The sequence below is a fragment of the Planococcus sp. S3-L1 genome, from assembly GCF_030063085.1.
Taxonomy (GTDB): Bacteria; Bacillota; Bacilli; order Bacillales_A; family Planococcaceae; genus Planococcus; species Planococcus kocurii.
On the sequence record NZ_JASISN010000003.1, the window covers coordinates 248,740 to 272,867 of the forward strand.

At 40.6% G+C, this 24,128-nt stretch carries 23 protein-coding genes; 19 read left to right on the forward strand and 4 right to left on the reverse strand.

The window, feature by feature from the left end; genetic code table 11:
• Positions 1–5: 5 nt before the first annotated feature.
• The 8 genes from QMF37_RS05195 to recO all read left to right on the forward strand — a co-directional run bounded on the left by QMF37_RS05195 (position 6) and on the right by recO (position 7,024).
• Positions 6–503 (forward strand): hypothetical protein, encoded by a 498-nt coding sequence (locus QMF37_RS05195; RefSeq protein WP_071154371.1) that lies wholly within the window; start codon positions 6–8, stop codon positions 501–503.
• A 299-nt stretch (positions 504–802) separates the two neighbouring features.
• Complete coding sequence (locus QMF37_RS05200) at positions 803–1,762, forward strand: PhoH family protein (RefSeq protein WP_078080341.1); 960 nt, start codon at positions 803–805, stop codon at positions 1,760–1,762.
• Between the two features lie 179 nt (positions 1,763–1,941).
• Positions 1,942–4,062, forward strand: coding sequence for an HD family phosphohydrolase (locus QMF37_RS05205; RefSeq protein WP_283477010.1), 2,121 nt, complete (start codon positions 1,942–1,944; stop codon positions 4,060–4,062).
• 10 nt (positions 4,063–4,072) lie between these two features.
• Positions 4,073–4,558, forward strand: a complete 486-nt coding sequence (gene ybeY, locus QMF37_RS05210) for an rRNA maturation RNase YbeY (RefSeq protein WP_281251064.1) — start codon at positions 4,073–4,075, stop codon at positions 4,556–4,558.
• Positions 4,545–4,898, forward strand: a complete 354-nt coding sequence (locus QMF37_RS05215; RefSeq protein ID WP_058385561.1) for a diacylglycerol kinase family protein — start codon at positions 4,545–4,547, stop codon at positions 4,896–4,898. Before ybeY ends, QMF37_RS05215 begins: the two co-directional genes overlap by 14 nt.
• Before the next feature lie 19 nt (positions 4,899–4,917).
• Positions 4,918–5,328: a cytidine deaminase gene (locus tag QMF37_RS05220; RefSeq protein WP_058385560.1), complete on the forward strand. Its 411-nt coding sequence runs from the start codon at positions 4,918–4,920 to the stop codon at positions 5,326–5,328.
• A complete protein-coding gene (era, locus tag QMF37_RS05225) occupies positions 5,312–6,229 on the forward strand; it encodes a GTPase Era (RefSeq protein ID WP_058385559.1) in 918 nt (305 codons plus the stop codon). Before QMF37_RS05220 ends, era begins: the two co-directional genes overlap by 17 nt.
• Before the next feature lie 12 nt (positions 6,230–6,241).
• Positions 6,242–7,024 carry a DNA repair protein RecO gene (gene recO, locus QMF37_RS05230; RefSeq protein WP_283477017.1) on the forward strand — a complete coding sequence of 261 codons (783 nt, stop codon included), beginning with the start codon at positions 6,242–6,244 and terminating at the stop codon, positions 7,022–7,024.
• 237 nt (positions 7,025–7,261) lie between these two features.
• On the opposite strand, the gene QMF37_RS05235 is transcribed toward recO, so the two are convergent.
• Complete coding sequence (locus tag QMF37_RS05235) at positions 7,262–8,638, reverse strand: glycine--tRNA ligase (RefSeq protein ID WP_058385557.1); 1,377 nt, start codon at positions 8,636–8,638, stop codon at positions 7,262–7,264.
• 324 nt (positions 8,639–8,962) lie between these two features.
• Here QMF37_RS05235 and ccpN point away from each other — a divergent pair, with 324 nt between their 5' ends.
• From ccpN to QMF37_RS05275, 8 genes are all read left to right on the forward strand, one after another.
• Complete coding sequence (gene ccpN, locus QMF37_RS05240; protein ID WP_058385556.1) at positions 8,963–9,601, forward strand: transcriptional regulator CcpN; 639 nt, start codon at positions 8,963–8,965, stop codon at positions 9,599–9,601.
• Positions 9,602–9,611: 10 nt separating this feature from the next.
• Positions 9,612–10,418: a pyruvate, water dikinase regulatory protein gene (locus tag QMF37_RS05245; RefSeq protein ID WP_058385555.1), complete on the forward strand. Its 807-nt coding sequence runs from the start codon at positions 9,612–9,614 to the stop codon at positions 10,416–10,418.
• Positions 10,419–10,617: 199 nt separating this feature from the next.
• Positions 10,618–12,417: a DNA primase gene (gene dnaG / locus QMF37_RS05250; protein ID WP_071154373.1), complete on the forward strand. Its 1,800-nt coding sequence runs from the start codon at positions 10,618–10,620 to the stop codon at positions 12,415–12,417.
• A gap of 33 nt (positions 12,418–12,450) precedes the next feature.
• Positions 12,451–13,605, forward strand: a complete 1,155-nt coding sequence (rpoD, locus tag QMF37_RS05255) for an RNA polymerase sigma factor RpoD (protein ID WP_058385553.1) — start codon at positions 12,451–12,453, stop codon at positions 13,603–13,605.
• Positions 13,606–13,758: 153 nt separating this feature from the next.
• Positions 13,759–14,898 (forward strand): acyl-CoA dehydrogenase, encoded by a 1,140-nt coding sequence (locus QMF37_RS05260; protein ID WP_283477023.1) that lies wholly within the window; start codon positions 13,759–13,761, stop codon positions 14,896–14,898.
• Between the two features lie 263 nt (positions 14,899–15,161).
• Entirely contained in the window at positions 15,162–15,548 is a 387-nt protein-coding gene (gene cccA, locus QMF37_RS05265; RefSeq protein WP_071154374.1) for a cytochrome c550, read from the forward strand.
• Between the two features lie 63 nt (positions 15,549–15,611).
• Positions 15,612–16,325: a tRNA (adenine(22)-N(1))-methyltransferase gene (locus QMF37_RS05270; RefSeq protein ID WP_058385550.1), complete on the forward strand. Its 714-nt coding sequence runs from the start codon at positions 15,612–15,614 to the stop codon at positions 16,323–16,325.
• Positions 16,312–17,424 carry a Nif3-like dinuclear metal center hexameric protein gene (locus QMF37_RS05275; RefSeq protein WP_283477026.1) on the forward strand — a complete coding sequence of 371 codons (1,113 nt, stop codon included), beginning with the start codon at positions 16,312–16,314 and terminating at the stop codon, positions 17,422–17,424. The genes QMF37_RS05270 and QMF37_RS05275 overlap by 14 nt, the downstream gene beginning before the upstream one ends.
• A gap of 322 nt (positions 17,425–17,746) precedes the next feature.
• Here QMF37_RS05275 and QMF37_RS05280 read toward each other — a convergent pair whose 3' ends face one another.
• Positions 17,747–18,568: a GNAT family N-acetyltransferase gene (locus QMF37_RS05280; RefSeq protein WP_283477028.1), complete on the reverse strand. Its 822-nt coding sequence runs from the start codon at positions 18,566–18,568 to the stop codon at positions 17,747–17,749.
• Positions 18,569–19,035: 467 nt separating this feature from the next.
• Here QMF37_RS05280 and QMF37_RS05285 point away from each other — a divergent pair, with 467 nt between their 5' ends.
• Together QMF37_RS05285 and QMF37_RS05290 are read left to right on the forward strand one after the other, a co-directional pair.
• Positions 19,036–19,872: an alpha/beta fold hydrolase gene (locus tag QMF37_RS05285; RefSeq protein WP_283477030.1), complete on the forward strand. Its 837-nt coding sequence runs from the start codon at positions 19,036–19,038 to the stop codon at positions 19,870–19,872.
• Between the two features lie 81 nt (positions 19,873–19,953).
• A complete protein-coding gene (locus QMF37_RS05290; RefSeq protein ID WP_283477032.1) occupies positions 19,954–21,222 on the forward strand; it encodes a S41 family peptidase in 1,269 nt (422 codons plus the stop codon).
• 22 nt (positions 21,223–21,244) lie between these two features.
• Here QMF37_RS05290 and QMF37_RS05295 read toward each other — a convergent pair whose 3' ends face one another.
• Both QMF37_RS05295 and QMF37_RS05300 read right to left on the reverse strand, forming a co-directional pair.
• Positions 21,245–21,433, reverse strand: a complete 189-nt coding sequence (locus QMF37_RS05295) for a hypothetical protein (RefSeq protein ID WP_071154377.1) — start codon at positions 21,431–21,433, stop codon at positions 21,245–21,247.
• Between the two features lie 276 nt (positions 21,434–21,709).
• Entirely contained in the window at positions 21,710–22,690 is a 981-nt protein-coding gene (locus QMF37_RS05300; RefSeq protein ID WP_078080347.1) for a 4-hydroxy-3-methylbut-2-enyl diphosphate reductase, read from the reverse strand.
• Positions 22,691–22,820: 130 nt separating this feature from the next.
• Between QMF37_RS05300 and QMF37_RS05305 the strand changes: the two genes are divergently transcribed.
• Positions 22,821–24,116 (forward strand): DEAD/DEAH box helicase, encoded by a 1,296-nt coding sequence (locus QMF37_RS05305; RefSeq protein WP_283477035.1) that lies wholly within the window; start codon positions 22,821–22,823, stop codon positions 24,114–24,116.
• The last annotated feature ends 12 nt before the right edge of the window (positions 24,117–24,128 follow it).

Below are 24,128 nucleotides of genomic sequence, written 5' to 3' on the forward strand. Positions count from 1 at the left end.
GTCGTATGGAAGCTCTCATATTTGGACTTGTTATCATGGCGGTAAGTGCTTTTTTTAATAAAAGCAAAAAAGATTCATCCGATGGAGATGTTCCTGCTAAGCCCGTCTCAACAAAAGCGTCAACTGATCGGGACGGTCGCTCTGGCCAAGGGAGGTTCAAACGGGTGGAAGATTACGCTAAAGAAATTTATGGGGAACTACAAAATCAAAAAAATCAAGGTTCTGAGCGTGTAGGGCAGGCAAAGAAAAAAGCGGAAGAAATGGTGAACCGTGCACCTCTTCGTGAAGCACGACAAGAAGTGCAGCGTCGGGTTTCGTCTAGAGATGCACAACATGAAATCCAAGATCGCATTTCTACGCATAGATCAAAGCCGCTACGCGATCAGCCTGTTAGTCAAAGTCCTGAAGAAATATCGCATGAATTTTTGCCGTTGAGTAGTGAAGATGTAAGAAGAGGCATTATTATGGCAGAGATTTTACTACCGCCCAAATCCAAAAGATAAAAAACAGCAACTAGTTCCCACTAGTTGCTGTTTTTTATTAATAATAATATTATGTAAACTTATATAGCATTTAAACTGCTTATTGATTTACATAGCAGATTTAAAAGTTGTTAGTTAAACTACTGTTTTGAGTTACTGCTATTTCGTAAGCGAAACATCATTTATTAGCTGCTCTTCTTGTTCGATTTTTGTTATTTAGTTTTTTCAATCAATTTATCCAGAACAAAAATTTTACAAGTGATTATCTTTAATGATAGAGTGAAATTAGCAGTAAATACTCGATTCTAAGGAGCGTCCACATGACAGAAAACAACTTACTAGAACTACATGTGAAAGACCCAAATGAAGCGGTTCAACTGCTCGGGATCTCAGATAGTCATTTAACATTAATCGAAGAAGCTTTTAACATTCAAATTATTACCCGCGGTGAGGTCATCAAGTTATCAGGTTCTGAAGAAGGCAAGCAAACGGGGAAATTATTAATAGAACAGTTATTGCGGGTTATACGCAAAAATATTAACATCAATCAGCGAGATATTATCTCTGCTATTGAAATGGCTAAAAGCGGCACAATCGAATATTTTGCCGAACTTTACGACGAAGAAGTGGCACGCAACGCTAATGGCAAGTCTATTCGGGCAAAAACAATTGGTCAGCGTCATTATATTCAAGCTATGCGTAGCAAGGATTTGGTTTTTGGAATTGGTCCTGCTGGGACAGGTAAAACGTATTTAGCCGTTGTCATGGCAGTTCAGGCGCTTAAAAATGGTCAAGTAAAGAAAATTATTTTGACACGGCCTGCTGTGGAAGCAGGGGAAAGTCTTGGTTTTTTACCAGGAGATTTAAAAGAAAAAGTAGATCCTTATTTGAGACCACTCTATGACTCTTTGCACGATGTGTTGGGTCTTGAGCAAACAAATCGCTTTATCGAACGCGGAACGATTGAAATTGCTCCTCTTGCTTATATGAGAGGTCGTACACTTGACGCAGCATTTGTTATTCTTGATGAAGCGCAAAATACCACAAAGGCACAAATGAAAATGTTTTTGACGCGGCTAGGTTTTGACTCGAAAATGATCATTACCGGTGACAAAACACAGATTGATTTGCCGCGTGGGGCTGAGTCAGGGTTGATTGCAGCAGAAACCATTTTAAAAGATGTTCCAACTATTCATTTTCAGTATCTTGAAAGCGGAGATGTGGTTCGTCATCCACTTGTAGCAAAGATCATAGATGCCTACGAAAAACAGCCGATATAATTAAATGTAAAAGATGCAGGGGCGAAAATCCCTGCATCTTTTTTAGCATTTTTTTAAAAAGGACTCACAACCTATTATTTCTCATAAATATGGGGATAATTTCAAATTTTTAGAAAAACACCGTGAAATCTATTTCTTTACTTGTTATGATGGAAATAGGAAATGTGGGGTGTACTGGCATGCGTCAAAGAGTACAAGAAATCTTTGAGAAATTGGGTTACCGGAAAATAATGATGGCTGGCATCTTGTTGACTGGCATAATCCTATATGCTTGTTTAATGGACTCTGTCCAAAGCGATACATACGATATCCAACTGTTTCAACTATCGACTGAAACCATTCGTTCGGAGAAAACAGTCGAGGACCCGGTTAAGACGGAAATTGAGCGGCAACGACTTACTGAAGAAGTAGCCCCAAGCTATCAATTTATGGATGAGATCGTCGATAATCAAATAGCCTTAATCGATTCGCTGTTTGGTTATTTGTTAGACGTAAAAGCTGCGCCTGAAAAAGGACAAGAGAAACTTTCTCGTGACGCTATGATTGCGAAACTCACGGAAGATCTGCGCTTACTGGAAACTAGTGAAAATGGTCTACGTTTAACAGATGACATGTTGGAGTCTTTAGTGTCTCTTTCAGACGATAGTCTTATTAACATTCAAGAACAGTTAGATGGGGTGTTAACATCCTATTTAAACGAACCAATACGAGTAGAAGAAGTGGCACGTAGTCGTACTGAAATTGAGCAGGAAATTCGCCAGAATCAACAAATTCCAGATGAGGTTGTTCAAGCGGCAGTAACCATTGGACGATTTGGTATAATTGCCAATGAATTGGTTAATGAAGAGCTCACAGCGAGTCAAATAGAACAGGTGCGCAACAGCGTGGAGCCCACTCGTATTTTACAAGGACAAGTTCTTGTTCAAGAAGGTCAAATAGTAGATCGAGAAGTTTATCGACAATTAGAACTAGCGGGCATGACAGAAGAGCAACAGAATTATAAACCGTTGCTTGGTTTGTTGGTTTTTGTCATCATTACTACAGGTCTCTTGCTGTCCGTTATCTTTCGGTCGCAAAGGGATGATAAAGGCAAGGTCACTGAGATGCTTGTCATACTAATAGCTGTTACCATCTCGTTGCTGTTGATGAAATTATTATCAGCAGTCGGTGAAAATTTCGATTTGGTGATTTCGTTTATTTTTCCTACGGCATTAGCTGGTATTCTTGTTCGTTTGCTCGTTAACGAACGGGCCGCTGTGTTTGTCACGATTTTGGTCAGTGCAGCAGCAGGAATTATGTTGCCAAGCGGCTATTCGTCTTCGTTGCAAGTGGACATTGCTTTTTATATTTTATTTGGAGGATTAACTGCGATTTATTTAATTGAACGAGATGGTGGCAGAGGGCGTCTGTTGCAAGTTAGTTTAGCGGTAGCTGGAGCTAATGTGCTTTTTGTCGCTTTTTACCTATTGATTGGCCAAACACAGTATAATTGGACAGAGATCGGCTTTTATTTTACGGCAGCGATTGTATCGGGGGTATTATCGGGTGCACTAGCCATTGGTTTCTTGCCCTTTTTTGAATCGGTATTTGGTATGTTATCAACGATGCGTTTGATCGAGTTGTCAAATCCGAATCATCCGTTACTAAAGAAAATTTTGACGGAAACACCGGGTACGTATCATCATAGCCTTATGGTTGCCAATTTGGCGGACGCTTCTTGTGAAGCGATTGGAGCGAATGGACTGCTTGCGAGAGTTGGTTGTTATTACCACGATATCGGTAAAACAAGATATCCGCAATTTTTTATCGAAAATCAAGTGAATATCGAAAATCCACACGATCGTTTGCCACCGGAAAAAAGTCGAGATATTATTCTAGCGCACGGTGTGCAAGGAGCTCAAATATTGAAGAAGTATAAAATGCCGAAAGAAATCGTTGATGTGGCAGCGCAACACCATGGCACGAGTCTTTTGAAATTTTTCTATTATAAGGCCAAAGACATCAATTCAGATGTTGAAGAAGAGTCGTACCGATACGTAGGGCCAAAACCCCAAACAAAAGAAATTGCCATTATTTGCATAGCAGATAGCTTAGAAGCAGCAGTTCGCTCAATGAAAGAGCCAACATCAGAAAAGATAAAAAAATTGGTAGATGCCATAGTAGAAGATAAACTAAAAGATGGGCAATTTGAAGAATGTGATTTATCGCTAAAAGAGCTGAAAACGGTAAAAAAAGTAATGTGTGAAACGCTGAATGGCATTTTCCATTCTCGTATTGAGTATCCGAAAGAACCTAATTGATAGGAGGACTATTATGATAGCGATTGATTTTATGGATGAAACAGAAACACTGAAACAACCAGAATTGGATTTTGTGCAAAACATACTGGAGCATGCAGCTAAAGAAGAAGCGGTAGGAGAATCGGAGGTATCGGTAACATTTGTTACAGATGAAATGATTCGCGATATTAACCGTGAATACCGAGGGAAAGACCAACCGACGGATGTCATTTCTTTTGCTATGGAGGAATTAGGTGAAGGTGAAACGGCCATCATCGGTTCATCAGAGCCGCGTATGCTTGGAGATATTATTATTTCACTCGATCGTACTAAAAAACAAGCAACAGATTATGGCCATTCGTTTGAACGAGAGCTTGGCTTTTTGGCGGTTCATGGCTTCTTGCATTTGCTCGGCTATGATCATTTGACAGAAGAAGATGAAAAGAAAATGTTTTCTCGTCAAGATGCCATTTTGCTGTCACTTGGAATTACGCGTGACTCGAATGATGATGCGTAAGTTTTTACGCTCTTTTCGATTTGCAACAGCAGGCATAGTGACTGCTTTCAAGCGAGAACAAAACATCAGATTTCATTTGATCGCAGCGATCATCGTGGTACTTGCTGGCTGCTTGACAAGAATATCTCATGTGGAATGGTTCGTTGTTATTTTATTAATCGCAGGGATGCTTGCATTAGAAATGGTGAATTCAGCCATTGAACGCGTAGTTGACTTAGCGACAACCGATTTCCAGCCACTTGCTAAGCAGGCCAAGGATATGGCGGCAGGTGCAGTTTTGGTATTTGCCGTGGCAAGTGCTATAATTGGTTTACTAATATTTCTACCCAAATGGTTTTAAATTCGCAGAGGTGATTAAAATGGAAAAAGAACAATTGATGGAGCAAGCGATAAAAGCACGCGGCAATGCCTACGTACCTTATTCGAAGTTTCCTGTCGGCGCAGCATTACTGACAGCTGAAGGCAAAGTATATGTAGGTTGTAATATTGAAAATGCCGGTTATTCGTTAACGAACTGTGCAGAGCGCACAGCGGTTTTTAAAGCGGTGTCTGAAGGCGACAAGAGCTTTGTGGCATTAGCTGTTTCAGCCGACACTTCAGGTCCTGTATCGCCGTGTGGCGCGTGTAGACAAGTGTTAGCTGAGTTCTGTCCGCCAGATATGCCAGTTTACTTAACAAATTTAAAAGGTGACGTCCAGGAAACAACAATTAGCGAATTGCTTCCCGGCGCATTTTCAACGGAGGATTTAAAATATGCAGCCAGAGAATAACGGTTTCAAATCAGGATTTATTTCAATCATCGGTCGTCCGAACGTCGGCAAGTCGACATTCCTTAACCGCGTAGTAGGTCAAAAAATTGCCATTATGAGTGACAAGCCTCAAACGACCAGAAACAAAGTGCAAGGCGTTGTGACGACGAATGACAACCAAATGATTTTTATTGATACGCCAGGCATTAACGAACCGCGTCATAAATTAGGTGATTTTATGCTGAAAGTAGCAAAAAATACGTTCCGAGAAGTTGACGTTTTATTGTTTGTAGCAAGTGGTGTCGACCGCGTTGGTAAAGAAGATCGCTATGTACTGGATATGTTAAAAGGCATTGATGTACCGGTGTTTCTAGTTCTTAATAAAATCGACCAAGTACACCCTGATAATTTACCGAAAATTATCGAGTCGTACAGCAAAGAATTTGACTTCGCTGAAGCAATTCCGATTTCAGCGCTAGAAGGCAATAATGTGGAGACTTTGTTGGCAAAAATTAGCGAACGTCTTCCAGAAGGACCGCAATATTATCCAGCAGATCAAATTACAGATCATCCAGAACGCTTTATCATTTCTGAGCTTATCCGTGAAAAGGCTTTGCATTTAACGCGCGAAGAAATTCCGCATTCGATTGCTGTGGTCATTGAAAAAATCGCACCCGATTCCGAAAATAAAGACATGATTCGTATACAAGCAACAATTATGGTTGAGCGTGATTCTCAAAAAGGCATCGTTATCGGTAAAAAAGGTGTTTTGCTCAAACAAATTGGTACACGTGCCCGTCAAGATATCGAAAACTTGCTTGGGTCAAAAGTGTATTTAGAACTTTGGGTTAAAGTGCAAAAAGATTGGCGTAACAAAGCCATGCATTTACGTGATTTTGGCTTTAGAGAAGACGAATACTAAGGAGTCCTTCCCATGCAAAGCCAAGTAGAGGGAATTGTCATTCGTACGATGCCTTACGGCGAAACTAATAAAATCGTCACTTTGTTTACGAGAGAAGCAGGAAAAATTACTTGTATGGCAAGAGGTGCAAAAAAACCCGCTAGTCGCTTAGCGGCCATTACGCAGGTTTTTACTCATGGAACATTTTCTGTTTACAAAGGAAGAGGCATGGGTACCTTGCAAGCAGGGGATCCGCTAGAATCGTTGCGGCATATTCGAGAAGACATTATGTCGACTGCGTACGCTAGTTACGTCACTGAATTGATTGATCGACTAACTGAACAAGACGAGCCACAGCCTGCAATTTTTGATATGCTGTTCCAGGCGCTTCATGCAATTGATGAAGGCTACGACCCTGAAGCTATTACTTTGTTTGTGGAATGGAAAATGCTCCAGACAGCAGGCTTAACGCCGACGCTTCATCAATGTGCTAATTGTGGAGCGACAGAAGGAGAATTTGCATTTTCATTTCAAGAACTCGGATTTCTTTGTCATCGTTGTTTTCATATCGATCGCTACATTATTCGTTTGAGTCCAGCGTTAGTGAAGTTGATTCGCACCTTTTACTTTGTGCCAATTGACCGTGTAGGCTCCTTAACGTTGAAAAAAGAATCCAAGAGCTTGCTGAAACAAATTGTTCGTACAATTTATGAGGAAAAAGCAGGGATTCGCTTAAAGTCACGAAAATTTCTCGAACAATTAGAACGAACACCAGAATTTTTACCTAAAAAAGAAGAGCTGCCAAAAGACGAATAGTCTTTTGAGCAGCTCTTTTTTGAAAGGAATAAGTCACGTCGGCTATTAAAAAAAATAAAAAAGTGGTGGAATAGACTCAGTCCACCACTTCTTTTGGAACTTCCGCTTTTCCGTGTCTAGCTTCACCGGCCAGCTCTTCGGGTCATAAGCCAATCGGGTTGTGCGGCTGAAAAGACGCCGCTTCACCAGATCGTCTTATGCCTGTCAGAGCTAAATGGCCGTTTCCGCTTTTCTTACTTAAAACTGAATATGCTTTTCGATATATGCTTGTACTTCAGCAATTGGCATACGTGTTTGCTCCATTGAATCACGGTGACGTACTGTAACTTGACCGTCTTCTACGGAATCAAAGTCGTATGTGATACAGAAAGGTGTGCCAATTTCGTCTTGGCGACGGTAACGTTTACCGATCGATTGCGACTCGTCGTAGTCTACCATAAAGTGCTTAGCTAGGTCAGCAAACACGCCTGTTGCGCCTTCTGCTAATTTTTTAGATAACGGAAGAATTGCTGCTTTGTAAGGAGCTAAAGCTGGGTGGAACTTCAACACTGTGCGTTTGTCGTCGTTTTCAAGTGCTTCCTCTGTGTAAGCATCTACTAAGAAAGCTAGTGTAACGCGGTCAGCTCCAAGAGATGGCTCGATGCAATAAGGCACAAAACGTTCGTTCGTTACAGGATCGATGTAATTAAAATCTTCTCCTGAATGTTCCATATGGCGTTTCAAGTCAAAATCGGTACGATCTGCAATTCCCCAAAGTTCGCCCCAGCCGAATGGGAATTTGTATTCGATATCCACAGTTGCGTTTGAGTAATGTGAAAGTTCATCTTCGTCATGCTCACGCAGGCGCATATTGTCTTCAGTCATATCCAAGTTCAGCAACCAGTTTTTGCAGAAATCGCGCCAGTAAGCGTACCATTCCAAATCTTCACCAGGCTTGCAGAAAAATTCAAGTTCCATTTGTTCAAATTCACGTGTCCGGAACGTAAAGTTACCAGGTGTGATTTCGTTCCGGAAACTTTTACCGATTTGTGCAATACCAAACGGCATTTTTTTGCGCATTGAACGTTGAACGTTTTTGTAGTTAACGAAAATTCCTTGAGCTGTTTCTGGACGTAAAAAGATTTCATTTGTGGAAGCTTCAGTAACACCTTGGAAAGTTTTGAACATCAAGTTGAATTGACGGATGTCCGTATAATCTTGTTTGCCACATGTTGGACATTTTACTTCGTGTTCTTGAATTAATTCTGCCATGCGATCAAAAGATAATCCATCCACGATCAATTCAATGCCTTTAGCATCTAATGCATCTTCGATTAATTTGTCCGCACGGTGGCGAGTTTTACAGCTCTTACAGTCGATCATTGGGTCGTTAAAGTTACCGACATGCCCAGAAGCTACCCACGTTTTCGGATTCATCAAAATAGCAGCGTCAAGTCCTACGTTATAAGGAGATTCCTGAACGAATTTTTTCCACCACGCTTTTTTAATATTGTTTTTCAGTTCAACGCCAAGGGGTCCATAATCCCACGTGTTCGCTAATCCTCCGTAAATTTCAGAGCCCGGGAATACAAAGCCTCTGTGTTTTGCTAATGCTACTACATCTTCCATTGACATAAAATTACCTCCATAAAATAAAAAATCGTACTCGTCCTCGGACATGTCTCCATGTCCGAGGACGAGTACGTTAAGACCCGCGGTTCCACCTCGATTGACTGCAAAAGACAGTCCACTTTAAAATAACATTGGCTCTGGATCACCGTTTCCTGTAGATGCAGGCTTCCACTATCCCTGCTCGCTTTAAGTTACAGTACTTATCTATCCGTCATTGCCTCTATTGAGTTCGTTCATATTATACCACGGCAATGTTTTCTTCGCAATATTACGTTCATTAGTATATAATAATTGATATTGAGTATAACATATATATATTTTGAGGCGGTGAGTCCAATCGAACTCAATAAACGACAAGAGGAAATATTGCAAATCGTTAAAGGCAACGGACCGATTACTGGCGAACAAATAGCGGATCGCTTGAGTTTAACTAGATCGACGTTACGACCTGATTTAGCCATCTTGACTATGGCAGGCTTTCTAGATGCCCGTCCCCGTGTTGGCTATTTTTATTCGGGTAAAAAACCAGGGCAAGACGTAACAGATACGATGAACAACATGAAGGTCAAGGATTTTCAGTCGATTCCGGTTGTTGTTAGAGAAGATGTTAGTGTTTACGATGCCATTAGCCAAATGTTCTTGGATGATGTTGGAACACTTTTTGTGGTAGATAAAAAATCGTATTTGTCTGGTGTGCTGTCGAGAAAAGATCTACTGCGTGCAAGTTTAGGTAGTCAAAATCTAACGAGTATTCCTGTACATATTATTATGACGCGTATGCCCAACATCACTTATTGTGCAAAAAATGAGTCTTTAATCCAAGCGGCACATCGTTTGATTAATCAGCAGATTGATGCCTTGCCAGTAGTAGAAGAACAGCCAGATGGCTTTAAAGTTGTCGGCAGATTAACAAAAACGAATATTACTCGTGCGTTTTTATCACTATCTGAAAACCACGATTTGTGAGGTGTCAATTATGAATTCACTCCGATTGTTCATTGTTTCCGATTCGGTCGGTGAAACAGGCGAACTCGTCGCAAAAGCGGCAATCAGCCAATACTTAAATGCAGATCAAAATGCGGTATTGAAACGATTTCCTTACATTGATTCGATTGAGCATTTGCAAGAGATTATTAAATTGGCTGTCGCCCAACAAGCTTTTATCGTTTATACGTTAGTTTCACAAGATTTGAGAGATTATATGCAGGTAGAAACTGCTAAATTTCGTGTAACAGCAGTCGATCTTATGGGTCCTCTCTTGGATGCGCTAGCACAAGAACTAAATGCAAGACCTCTACAAGAAGCCGGTTTGGTTCGGAAACTAGACGATGACTACTTCAAAAAAGTCGAAGCTATTGAGTTTGCAGTTAAATATGACGACGGACGAGATCCGCGAGGCATTTTAATGGCCGATATCGTTTTGGTCGGGATATCTAGAACTTCTAAGACGCCGTTATCCCAGTACTTGGCGCACAAGCGGCTGAAAGTTGCAAACGTACCATTGGTGCCAGAAGTTGACCCACCGGAAGAACTTTACCACGTAGATCCAAAAAAATGCTTTGGTTTGATTATCTCACCGGATAAGCTCAACCACATTCGTAAAGAACGATTGATTGCTCTTGGGTTAAATGATGATGCTAATTATGCGAAAATCGATCGAATTCACGAAGAAATCGATCATTTTCATAAAGTGGTCGATCGCATTGGCTGTGAAATAGTAGACGTAACAAATCGGGCTGTCGAAGAAACGGCTAATTTAATATTAAGCAAACGCCAAAAATGATTTTGGAAAAACTCCCTCTATGGGCGGTTTTTCTTTCTTTTTTTGTGGATTTTTTAATAAAAACGTTTTATAATGAAGAATTGTGGCTAAAGCTTACTAGTGGATAAAATAGTTTGCTTTATCTTTTTGTCGAAAAATGAAGGATTTTGTCTTTACATCACGAATTAAAGTAGTTAAGCAAACAAAGATGGTGAAAATAATGTCCAATCGAGTTCCTGAAGAAGTGATCGAAAAAATCCGATCTAGCACAGATATTGTGGATGTCGTCGGTGAGTATGTTCAGCTAACAAAAAGGGGCAGAAATTGGTTCGGCCTTTGCCCTTTCCATGGAGAAAGTACACCATCTTTTTCTGTTACTGCCGATAAGCAGATTTTTCATTGTTTTGGTTGTGGAGCTGGTGGCAATGTCATCACTTTTCTGATGGATATTGAAAATTTAACGTTTCAGGAAGCTTTATCGAGACTGGGAAATCGCTCAGGTATAGATGTCGATATACAGTCGCCTGCTGAATCGGGTCCCGTGCAATCAAAAAGCGATCACCAATTGGTTCTGATGCACGAGTTTGCTGCGGACATGTACCACCATATTCTATTGAATACAGAAGAAGGCCAAGCAGCGCTGGACTATTTGGAAAATAGGGGCTTTACTCGAGAAATTATTGAGAAAAACAAAATTGGCTGGTCGCTTCCGGAATGGAATTACATGGCATCTGCCTTAAAGCGAAAAGGCTTTAGCGAAGAAGAGCTAGAAGCAAGTGGATTAGGCATTCCTCGTGAGCAGTCAAGCGGCTATTTCGATCGATTCCGTGGTAGAATTATGTTCCCTATCATGAACGAAACAGGTAAAGTGATTGCCTTTTCGGGAAGGGTTCTTGAGCACACTAAACAAGAAGCCAAATACATGAACAGCCCAGAATCTCCGATTTTCCAAAAAAGCCAAGTGCTCTATAATGTGCATCATGCAAGAAGTGCCATCCGTAAAAATCGGAAAATCATTTTGTTTGAAGGGTTTATGGATGTTATTGCAGCGGGTAAAGCAGGAGTCGATAATGCTTTAGCAACTATGGGTACTTCACTTACTGCCCAGCATATTCGGCAAATGAAACGCTTTGCCCAAGAAGTCGTCATTTGTTTTGATGGCGATGACGCAGGCTGGGAAGCTGCCAAAAGAGCAGCAATTTCCTTGAATGAAGAAAACTTCAAAGTGGAAGTAGCTGTTCTGCCAGGTAAAATGGACCCTGATGATTTTGTTCGTGAAAATGGTGCAGAAGCCTTTAAAGAACAGATTATTGGAAAGCCTCATGCATTTATTGCATTTGCGATGATGCATGCCCGAAGGCATAAGAATTTTCAATATGAAAATGACTTATTGCAATACATTCAGGAAGTGCTACAACTGTTGGCTGGTAGATCTTCGCCTTTAGAGCGAGATTTATATATAAAGCAATTATCAGTAGAAACTGGATTATCTCAGGAAGCTATCCTGCAGCATTACCGAAAGTTAGAAAACAAAACAATTGAGCGTAACCGACCTGAACCGTCGGTAGTAAAAACTGCTAAAAAAGCACCCAAACAGGTTACATCACTGCACAGAGCGGAACGGATGTTGTTGTCACATGCTCTAGCAGATCCATCAGTTATGGAAAAGTTAGTAGTTGAAGACAATGACATTCCATTTATCAGTGAAGAATTTCGGGCGCTGTATGTTCAATTGCTCGGTTTTTATGAGGAATGGGATAAAGCAGATTTTCACAAGTTTTTAGAGACGCTTCAAGATACAGAACTCCGTAAACTAGTTATGGAAACGGCCTTATCTGAACGCGATCCGGAACACGCGGATGAAGAAATTTCCGATTGTTTAAAGCACCTGCACAAACATCGGGTCGAACAGCAAATCAATCTGAAAATCCAGCAATCAAAAGAAGCGGAAAAACAGCATGACTTAAAGCGCGCTTTACTTCTTGCTCAAGAAGTGATTGCTTTACGCAAATCACTATAAGTTAATTCCGGTTTTTTTAAAGGAGGAAGTCAAATGGCCGAGAAATCTGAACGCCAAACTGAAGTTGAAGCAAGCAATGTTCCATTGACTACTGAAGGTCCGGAAGCGACTGTGGAAGAAGCAAAAAAACAGCTAATCGAAACAGGTAAAAAAACCGGAGAACTCAATTACGAACAAATTGCTGATAAATTAGCGGTTTTCGAAATGGAATCCGATGCAGTAGAAGAGTTTATTGACCAATTAGAAGGTCACGGCATCGAATTAGAACGTAAATCTGATGATGAAGAACATTTGGATCGTTTGATGAAACCGACAGAAGATAAATTCGATTTAAATGATTTAAGCGTACCACCTGGTGTTAAAATCAATGACCCTGTCCGCATGTATTTGAAAGAAATCGGACGCGTTGATCTGCTAAAAGCAGAAGAAGAAGTTCGCTTAGCGAAATTGATTGAACAAGGTGACGAAGAAGCTAAAAAACGTCTTGCTGAAGCCAACTTGCGTCTAGTTGTGAGTATCGCAAAACGCTATGTTGGTCGCGGCATGTTGTTTTTGGACTTGATCCAAGAAGGAAACATGGGCTTGATCAAAGCAGTAGAAAAATTTGATTACTCTAAAGGATTTAAGTTCAGTACGTATGCAACGTGGTGGATTCGTCAGGCTATTACCCGTGCCATCGCGGACCAAGCGCGTACCATTCGTATTCCGGTTCATATGGTTGAAACCATTAACAAATTGATTCGTGTTCAACGTCAATTGTTGCAAGATCTTGGTCGTGATCCTTCTCCAGAAGAAATCGGCGAAGAAATGGATTTATTACCAGAAAAAGTTCGGGAAATCTTGAAAATTGCTCAAGAACCGGTATCATTAGAAACACCAATCGGTGAAGAAGATGATTCGCATTTAGGTGACTTTATCGAGGATTCAGATGCCCAATCGCCTTCTGATCATGCGGCTTATGAATTATTAAAAGAGCAGTTAGAGGATGTTTTAGACACATTAACGGATCGAGAAGAAAACGTCTTACGTCTTCGCTTCGGCTTAGATGACGGTCGTACACGGACGTTAGAAGAGGTAGGCAAAGTATTTGGCGTAACGCGTGAGCGAATTCGTCAAATCGAAGCAAAAGCTTTGCGCAAACTGCGCCACCCATCGCGCAGCAAGCGGTTAAAAGATTTTCTTGAATAAATAAAACAGCTAGAGTCACATTCCGATTTTTTTCGGAATGTGACTCTTTTGTTGATACTAAAAAAGGAATTAAGGTTAACGCTTGAACTTGTCTTAATTTTCCCTATATAATGAAAGTTGTAAGCGTATTCAAAACAAAGGGGATGTACACAAATGAATTTCGATTTAACACAAGAACAACAGATGATCAAAAAGACAATCAAGGAATTTGCTGATAAGGTAGTAGCACCAGGCGCTATTGATCGTGACCGTTCAAAAGCGTTTCCGACTGAAATCTTTAAACAGCTGTCTGACATGGGGATGATGGGCTTACCGTTTGATGAGAAATACGGCGGATCTGGAGCGGATACTACTAGCTTTGCTATTGTGACAGAAGAATTAAGTCGTGCCTGTGCATCTACCGGAATTACTTATTCTGCGCACATTTCACTTGGTGGTGCACCACTGAATTTATTTGGAACAGAAGACCAGAAAGAAAAATACTTGACGCCCATTTGTACGGGTGAGTCATTTGGCGCTTTTGGATTGACTGAACCAAATGCGGGATCCGATGCTGGAGGAACAGAAACTCGTGCAGTAGAGGATGGCGACGACTGGGTAATTAGTGGTTCCAAAGTTTATATCACCAATGCCAGTCATGCGAAACATTTAGCCATAACAGCCATTACGGGGATGACTGATGGCAAAAAAGAAATCAGTGCCATTATCGTACCCACAGACGCAGAAGGATTTACCATTATCGATAATTACGAAAAAATGGGTCTGCATTCTTCTAATACAACAGAACTAGTGTTAGATAACGTCCGCGTACCGAAAGAGAATCTATTAGGCAAGCGTGGAGAGGGCTTTAAACAGTTTTTAGTAACATTAGATGGCGGACGTATCGGTATTGCAGCTATGGCTGTAGGCATTGCGCAAGCGGCCTTTAATAAAGCGCTGGCTTACTCAAAAGAACGCAAACAGTTTGGTAAAACCTTATCTGAGTTCCAAGTAACTCAGTTTAAACTCGCCGACATGGCAATGAAAATTGAATTGGCACGTAATATGGTCTATAAAGCGGCCTGGTTAAAAGATCAAGGACGTCCATTTACTAAAGAAGCTTCGATGGCAAAATTGTATGCTTCTGAAATTTCGATGGAAGTGGCTGATGAAGCCATTCAAATTCATGGGGGCTACGGCTACATGAAGGAATATGAAGTTGAACGCTATATGCGTGATGCGAAGTTATTAGAAATCGGCGAAGGGACTTCAGAAATTCAACGTATGGTCATTGCGCGTCAAATTGGGTGCTAAAGAACAATTTTTGAGTCCTGTTCCGTACGGGGCTTTTTTTCTTAATAAGAAACTGCTTTTAAAGATTTTATGAAATAAGAATTTCTCGAAAATTCACGACAAATCTATCTCTAACAGCAACAAGCAAAAATTAAATTACCGTTTTTGTCACAAACGAGGAAAAGTTATCTGTTAAGACTTTTCGTTTCATTGATAATACAGTACAATAATGAATGATACGAATAATATCATCAAGCAGAACTTAGTAGAGGGAGGGGTAACGGATGCAAAAAAATGCAATTGTACCTTATATCTTAATCATGGCGTTCGGTATTGGTTTAATTTTCTTCTTGTCAGTACAAGGAGTGGGTGACGAAGCTGAAATCGCAGAAGAAAATGCAACAGAAGAAAGTGGCGGAGAAGCTGCTGAAGGCGAAGGCGGAGAAACAGCTGAAGGAGATTTCGATCCTGAAGCAACTGCACAAGCTAACTGTATCGCTTGTCACGGTTCAAGCTATGAAGGCGGAGTAGGTCCATCACTAGTGGCTACTGAACTTCCACAAGAAGACATCGAAAATATTTTAGTCAACGGTAAAGGCACTATGCCAGCGGGTCTCATTGAAGAGGCGAACGCAGCGGCAATGGCTGAGTGGGTATTGTCACTCGAATAGCATCTGAAAAACCCTTAGTTCTTTTAGAGCTAAGGGTTTTTCTGTTACATTAGGAGGATCTGGATGAATGCACAACAATTATCGCATCGGTTAACAAGAGTTGCCCATTATGTACCTCAAAACGCAGTCGTAGCCGATATTGGCAGCGATCATGCATACTTACCTTGTTATTTAGTATTAACTGGCGTAGTGAATAAAGCCGTTGCAGGAGAAGTCGTCAAAGGACCCTTTGAATCGGCACAAAAACAAGTTCAACAAGAACAATTAGCGGAACAAATTGACGTCCGGCTAGCAAGTGGTCTTGATGCAATCGATGTAGAAGATGGCATTACAACCGTCACCATTGCAGGTATGGGCGGCCCGTTAATTTGTTCGATATTAGAACAAGGCAAAGAAAAACTAGTAGGTATCGAAAGATTAATCTTACAACCAAATGTTCACGCGAAAGCAATACGTGATTGGGCTATAGTAAATGGCTGGGACATTGTAGAAGAAGAAATACTAAAAGAAAATGAAAAAATTTACGAAATAGTGGTGCTTGAAAAAACGGAAGCCGTCATTTTTTGGACGCCACAGCAATTATTGATGGGTCCTGAGCTACTAAAAAATCAAACCGTGATTTTTGAAGAAAAATGGATGCGTGAAAGTGCACAATGGAAAAAAATTGTAGCATCAATGGAAGCCACTGCACAAACACTCGAAATTATTGAAAAGAAACAGGAATTAGTGAAAAAAATACAATTGGTAGAAGAGGTGTTGCAACGTGAAAATTCCTAATGGTCACCAAATTATTGAGGAGTTTGAGAAATGGTCTCCTAAATATTTGGCCATGGAAAACGATCCGATTGGTTTGCATGTAGGAACGTTAAACAAAAAAATCGACCGTGTATTAGTAACATTAGATGTGAACGAAGAGGTCGTGGACGAGGCAATAGCCAAAGGCGCAGGATTGATTATTGCACATCACCCCCCCATATTTCGACCAATGAAAAACTTGCAGACAGATTTTCCGCAAGGGCGTTTAATGGAAAAACTAATAAAATCGGATATTGCCGTATACGCAGCACATACAAATCTGGATGTGGCTATTGGCGGAGTTAATGATTTATTGGCGGCATCACTCGGTTTACAAAACACGAAAGTATTAGTGCCAACTTATGAAGAAGAATTGGTGAAAATTGCAGTGTTCGTCCCGGAAACTCACGAAGAAACTGTTCGTGAAGCCTTTATTAAAGCTGGAGCTGGAACGATTGGCGATTACGAAGGATGCAGTTATACCTTATCTGGGACAGGGCGCTTTCGTCCGACTGCTGAAGCGAATCCATTTATTGGAGAAGTAGGTGAAATGGAAGTAACCGCCGAATCAAAAGTAGAAGTTGTGGTTCGCAAAAACGAAAAAGATCGTGTCATCAAAGCAATGCTTGCTGCACATCCGTATGAAGAAGTGGCATATGATGTCTTTGTTTTAGAAAACAAAAGAGCTGTAATGGGACTTGGACGTGTAGGAACGCTTGTAACACCTATGACTTTAGTAGAATTCGCCAATTGGACAAAACAGCAATTGGATGTTTCGTCTCTACGCATCGTGGGAGACCCAGACGCTGTTATTAAAAAAGTGGCGGTACTCGGCGGAGATGGCAATAAATACTTCCAACAAGCTAAGCGTGCTGGAGCGGATGTCTATGTCACAGGTGATATGTATTTCCATACGGCTCAAGACGCACAAGCCATCGGACTAAATATTGTCGATCCTGGCCATCACGTAGAAAAAGTGATGATTCAAGGCGTTGTCGACCATATGTCTAAACAGCAACCTACTTGGCAATGTGAGTTTTTGTCGTCACAAATAAATACAGAACCTTTTCGATTCATCTAAAAAGCAGTGGCCGCGGCCACTGCTTTTTTTTATATAGGTCTCTTTTTAAAATTTATACGAAGTAAAAATAGAGTTGCCTCATAAGTTTAGTTGAATTGCGTTCATTCGTTAAATATTTTTCTAATTTTACGAACGCCTTTTAATAATTACATTTAGAAAACTGATTCTACTAAGACTAACTATGGGTAATCAAAAAACACTTAAATATCTCAAGCGCTCCACCTTTTCCGCTGCTTGCTCTTTACCTATCCTTTAACTTCTGAAGTTTTACTACACAAAAAAGAATACTCCAAAACATAACATGTTTAGAGCACTCTAGTAATTACTTTTGATACACATAGTAATCTTGCGCATGCTTGACTACAAAGCCAATTGCTTCATACAACCTTAGGGCATGAGCATTCTTTGTTTCCACGTCAAGATGAATCGAATAGCCAGCTTCACTTTGTTGTTTAACGGCGTGTTGTAGTACTTTGCGTCCTATTCCTCTACCTTGATACTCGGGAAGAATTGAAAATCCATAAATCCATGCTTGGCTATCTCTTCTTTGTATCCGGATTTTTCCGATGGTCTCGTTGTTTACGTCAATCATCAGCATTTCTGTATCTTGCTCTTCGTTGAGTCTGCTCGCCATTGCCGTAGCATCCTCTAAGGATATATCGAATGCCTCCACATCCAGCCGGATTCTCATTTTTAAATCTGCACTTTCAGCTTGACGTAATATGAAACCGGTTGAAGCAGTAAGAGGCTGTGGTTCCCATTGCATTTGATGTTCTGAGAATTTGTAGATGGCTCCTTGATTTTTCAGGAAATCCTGAGCTGCTTTAGCACGGGCTGGTGCATTCAACAAAACTTTTTTATACCCAATTTGATGTACTGAAGTCATCGCTTCTTCAAATAGCTTTGTAAAATGTCCTTTGCGACGCTCTGTCGGTTTTACCATTCCCGTTACTTCAACGGTCGAACCAAACGAATACAATCCGATAAAAGCGATTAGTTTATTACTTTCATAATGGAAAAAATCAAGTTGTTTAGAATCTCTTGATCGAAGCATTTCCCAATTTAACTTTAATTCGAGTACATCATATGCTTCGACTTCTTTTTGAAGTTGTTCTATCTCGTTCAGTTGTCTTGTTGTTAACATTTAAGTCTCCTTAATAAACTGTTTTTTGAATATTCACTATTAAAAATTTTCTCATATTCTTAAATGAGAAGCAAGCGGCTATCTCCCATTTTGATTTTAATCATATAAGCCACAACACCTAACGCCGTCTACAACCAATTTTTTACGGCATTGATTGCTTATGTGCTCATGCGGTGGCCCTATCAAAAGACAAAATTGACAATTCAATTGCCAGCTTTGTCACTTCTGGCCTTTCAGCATACGCAATTGACCGGTACGCTGCCGCTGATTTAGCAGGATGCCCTGACGACATTTCTGCACGAGCATTTTGCGCTCAGCAGGAATAGTCTGTCATTTGTTGATTAATCGACACACGTGATAAATTGAATTTAAAAGTGGAATATTCGTAATTATCGTATTTTTTATTTTACATATATTGTATGATTGGATGAGTGTATAAAGAAAAATCAGAAAGTAGGAGATGGGAAATGTGGAAAGAGCGCATCATCGAAACAGATCGGGGAAGCTTTGAAATCTTTGAAAAAGGGGAGGGTGAGCCATTAGCCATTACTCACCTTTACAGCGAGTTCAATCAGAAGGGAAATTTGCTGGCTGATTCCTTTACCGACTATTATCATGTCTATTTGATTAACCTTCGTGGAGCTGGACATTCTGTAAAAGTAGCAGCACCTGATGAATATGGCATGGAGGAAACAGTGAGCGATTTAGAGGCCATCAGAAAAGCCTTAGGCGATAAAAAGTGGGCGTTTGCCGGGCATTCAACAGGCGGGATGCTGGCATTAAAATACGCCATTATCCATCAAGCATCGCTGACAAAAATAATTGCAGGGGGAGCTGCAGCAAGTTACGAATACGGAAAAGATGAAAACAGTATCTATTGTAGAAAGAATCCAAATTTCAATCGAATTGTTGAAATTATGGACCTATTGAATGCACCATCAACTCCAGTTGAAGTACGCCAGGCAATCAGTTACGAATGGGCCTTGATGTCATACCAATCAGAAGATAAATTGAAAGAATCGATGAAAAAACCGAATAGCGGTAAAATTGTCGGTTCACGTTTAGAGTATTTCAGCAAGATGGAATATCCGACATTCGATATCAGAGAAGAACTGAAAGAAATACATATTCCAAGTTATATTTACTCAGGAAAATATGATGCACAATGTCCGTTAAAGTTCGGAGAGGAAATTGCCGAATTGATTCCAAATGCCAAGTTCACGATTTTTGAAGAAAGCAATCACAATCCCTTTTCGGAAGAAGAAATTAAGTTCCAAGAATTTGTTGGAGGAACACTTAAATAGAGGATAAAAGAAAGAGTTAACAAATAACGAGATGACTTCATGGAACCTCGATCCGTGATGAAAATTACAAGGGGGAGAATTATGGAACGTCTATTTACTGAAATCGTCCATATTATGCAGCACGACTATGCGGGATGGAAAGATAAACAAGGTTGGGACAACCCCGATTATTACCTTGGGAACTTGAGAGATTTAGAAAATCAGGGAAGGCTGAACAAAGCTCAATTCACAGAACTGGTCAAAGAGTACTTGCTAGATTTTAAGGATCAGCATATTCATTTTGCTAGTAAGGGGATAAATGAGGAAATTAGAAAAGATAGGGGATTTCGGGTTAGGCGCTTTGAAGATCAGCTATACGTGACTACAGTATTCCAGGAGAATCGCGTTTCGAAAGGAATGGCTTTTACGTCAATTGGGGGCTATACAATCCCGGAACTAAAGGAAAAGCATTCGCGTCTGCTGAATGAAAATCATCCAGAACGTGAAAACTGGAATTTGATTTTTTCTCTTTATGATTTTGGTGAAATTGAAACTGAAATAGGCGAGAAGCAAAGGTTTTCATTTGAAACTTATGCTAAAGAGGGCTATGTGGCCACCTATTCGGTCCAGCAATTAGACAAGGCGATTTTACTGACGATGACAGATTTCATGAATCCCGACGCCATTGTTAAGATGATCAAAGAAAATCAAAGTCTTCTGGAAAATGCGGATGCTTGGATTATTGATGTGCGCGTCAATTACGGGGGCAGCGATGGGAGCTATTTCCCTTTCTTACCATTTATCATGCCAGAAGAAGGAGTGGATCTGGCAGCAGGTGACGAACAGATGCATTTCAATTGTACCCTTGCAAATGCGGAACGGGAATTAGCGATGATTGTTAAACAACGTGCAGAAACAGAAGATGACAATGCCCAGCAATTTTTAAGCGTATTCGAACGAGAGTGGACGAAAAATAAAGGCAAGGGATTTGTGGAATTCAATTTTGAGGATATTATGCCGGAAACTGTCATCAAAGGAACCACTCAACCCAAATCGATTGTCGTACTGACAGACAATAGTTGCGGAAGTGCGGGCGAATCGTTTGTAGAGACCTGCAAAAAATCTAGAAAGGTGCATGTGATGGGAAGACCCACCATGGGGCTGAATGATTATGCGAACCTTGTCTGTAAAGAATGGGAAGAAGGTTTTGAATTGCTGTACCCGACTTCCCGTCTCTCTAGAGTTGATGCCAATGAAGGCATGACCGGAGTCGGCATACCACCTCATACACATATTCCTTGGACATCGGAGCATGTAAGAATTGATGTAGATTTGGACAAAGCGTTGAAATACCTTTCATCAAAGACGTAAGGTTAATTGAGATTTTTGGTTATCAATTCTTGAGTTTTCGATCAACCTTTATTAATAAACTAATAATGATGGATAGTAAAATGACGATAATTAATCCTACGGCTATGATTAGACCATCCACATAGTCTGTAAAGCCAAGTCCTCCTAAGATAAAGAAAATAATGATGCTCAACCCTAAAGTTGCTAATGCAATAGCGAAATAATTCATCAATTCCTCTGCCTCCTGAATTATCTACTTGTTCTAACTGTAATGATTTGATTATATATGAAAGATAAAAATATGTATAACTGAATAAATAAGAATAAAGAAAGCTATTTGGACAGGAAAGTGAAACAAAGAACCGATTCAAATCGTTTTTTCGTCTGTAATAACCATAAATGATAAGTGGGATAAAGTATTTGGCGTATGCCTTTAGAATTGAATACTGCAAGACACAAAGAAAAGCTGTCACAAAAGTTGAAACCTAACTTTTGTGACAGCTTTTACTTATTCGCCTACTGGATAAGGCTCAATGCGATCCGATGGTTTTGGATGCTTAATTTTCGGTAAAATTTTATTGAGCGGTACAGAACGAGTTAGTTCATGCGTACTTGGGTCTGCTGGGTCATAGAGATCCAAGAACTTCATCACTTCTTTAACGATTGGTGTTGGCGTGGAAGCACCTGCTGTGATACCTACCGTTTCAACACCTTCTAGCCATTCCAATTTGAGTTCAGAGATATCGGAAATACGGTATGCAGGAGTTCCAGCAATGTCTTGTGATACTTGCGCTAAACGATTTGAGTTATTGCTCATTGGATCCCCAATGACGATTAACAAATCGGTATCGCCAGCTTGTTGTGCGACTGCTTCTTGGCGAACTTGCGTGGCCAAGCAAATTTCCTTGTGAACTTCAGAGTGCGGGAATTTTTCTTTTAAGCGTTCCATCATGTCCACAACATCCCATTGACTCATCGTTGTTTGGTTCGTGACGATAATTTTTTCGGAATCGAGTTCTAGACGATTAACGTCTTCGACACTTTCAACTAAGTGAACCATGTCAGGTGCAACACCAATGGCGCCTTCTGGTTCAGGATGTCCACTTTTTCCAATATAAACGATTTGGTAGCCATCAGCCGTTTTCTCACGAATCAAGTCGTGTGTAACAGTCACGTCTGGGCAAGTCGCATCGATCGATACCAAGCCTTTCCGTCTTGCTAACTCACGTACTTGTGGAGAAACACCGTGTGCTGTAAAAATAACCGTACCGCTTTCTACTTTTTCCAAAATTTCAAGACGGTTTGGTCCATCTAAAGTAATGATGCCATCTTGTTCGAAAGCGTCTGTGACATGTTTATTGTGAACAATCATTCCTAGTATATAAATGGGACGTGGTAAACTTTCATCCATCGCAGCGTTCTTTGCGATAACCATGGCATCGACCACTCCGTAACAATATCCTCTTGGCGATATTTTCATAACTTTCATCAAGTACCGCGCTCCTTTCAAAATCATATATTCATTATAACGGAGACGGCACAGCTTTACAAAAGTTGCATCGCGTAAACAGACGGTTTTATGCTATAATGTCTAGAGCGTAAGGAGGGAATTTAATCCCATGACAAAATTCAACGAATATCCATTCAAACCGTTCCTATTAGAAGCGGTAGAAAAACTCGGGTTTACAGAACCGACAAAGATTCAACAGGAAATGATGCCCCATATATTGAAAGGCACAAGTGCAATTGGCCAATCCCATACAGGAACTGGAAAAACGCATAGTTTTATTATTCCAATTGTAGAACGTATCGACGTCAGCAAACAGGAAGTGCAGGCGGTAATCTCAGCACCGACGCGTGAACTTGCAATGCAGATCTTCAATGAGTTGCAAAAACTAGTTATTGGATCTGGCATAGAAGTAAAATCGTTTATCGGTGGGACAGACAAGCAGCGTTCAATTAACAAATTAAAAACACAGCCCCATATCGTAGTCGGAACTCCTGGTCGGTTAAGAGACTTGGTGAAAGAAAACGCATTGTTGGTACACACAGGTAAAATCCTTGTAATTGATGAAGCAGACTTAGCTTTTGATCTTGGCTTTATCGAAGAAATTGACCAAGTTGCTGGAAAAATGAAAGAAGACCTGGAAATGTATGTCTTTTCAGCAACAATTCCAGAAAAGTTAAAACCGTTCTTAAAAAAATACATGGAATCACCAGTTCATGTCAAAATTGGCGATAAACGCCCAACTGCAGAAGGGTTAGACTTTTACTTGGTCCCTGTTCGTAGTAAGAAGAAAATGGAGCGCTTGCAAGATGTGATGAAAGTCATCAACCCTTATTTAGCGATCATCTTTGTTAATACTCGTACAAACGCCGATTATGTTGCCGATCAATTAGCAAAAGAAGGCATTCGTGTTGGGCGTGTACACGGCGACTTGGCACCGCGTGAACGCGTCAAAATGATGCGTCAAATTCGCGACTTGGAGTATCAATACATCGTAGCGACAGATCTTGCTGCACGTGGAATTGATATTCAAGGCGTCAGCCACGTAATCAACTACGAATTGCCGGAAGACCTGGAGTTCTTTATTCACCGTGTGGGACGTACAGCTCGCGCTGGGATGAAAGGGCTAGCGATTACGCTATTCAAGCCAGAGGAAGACGATGCGATTGTTCGTATTGAGAAAATGGGCATTCCGTTCCAACAAAAAGATATTGTGAAAGGCGAATTCGTTGATTTAAAAGAACGTCACAGCCGGACAACGCGCATTAAAAAGACGGACGTAGCCGATGCCAAAGCAAAAACAATGGTTCATAAGCCGAAAAAAGTAAGACCGATGTACAAGAAGAAGATGAAGTGGAAAATGGACGAAATCAAAAAAATGGAACGACGTAAAAATCGCAAAAAGTAAGGAGATAGTTTC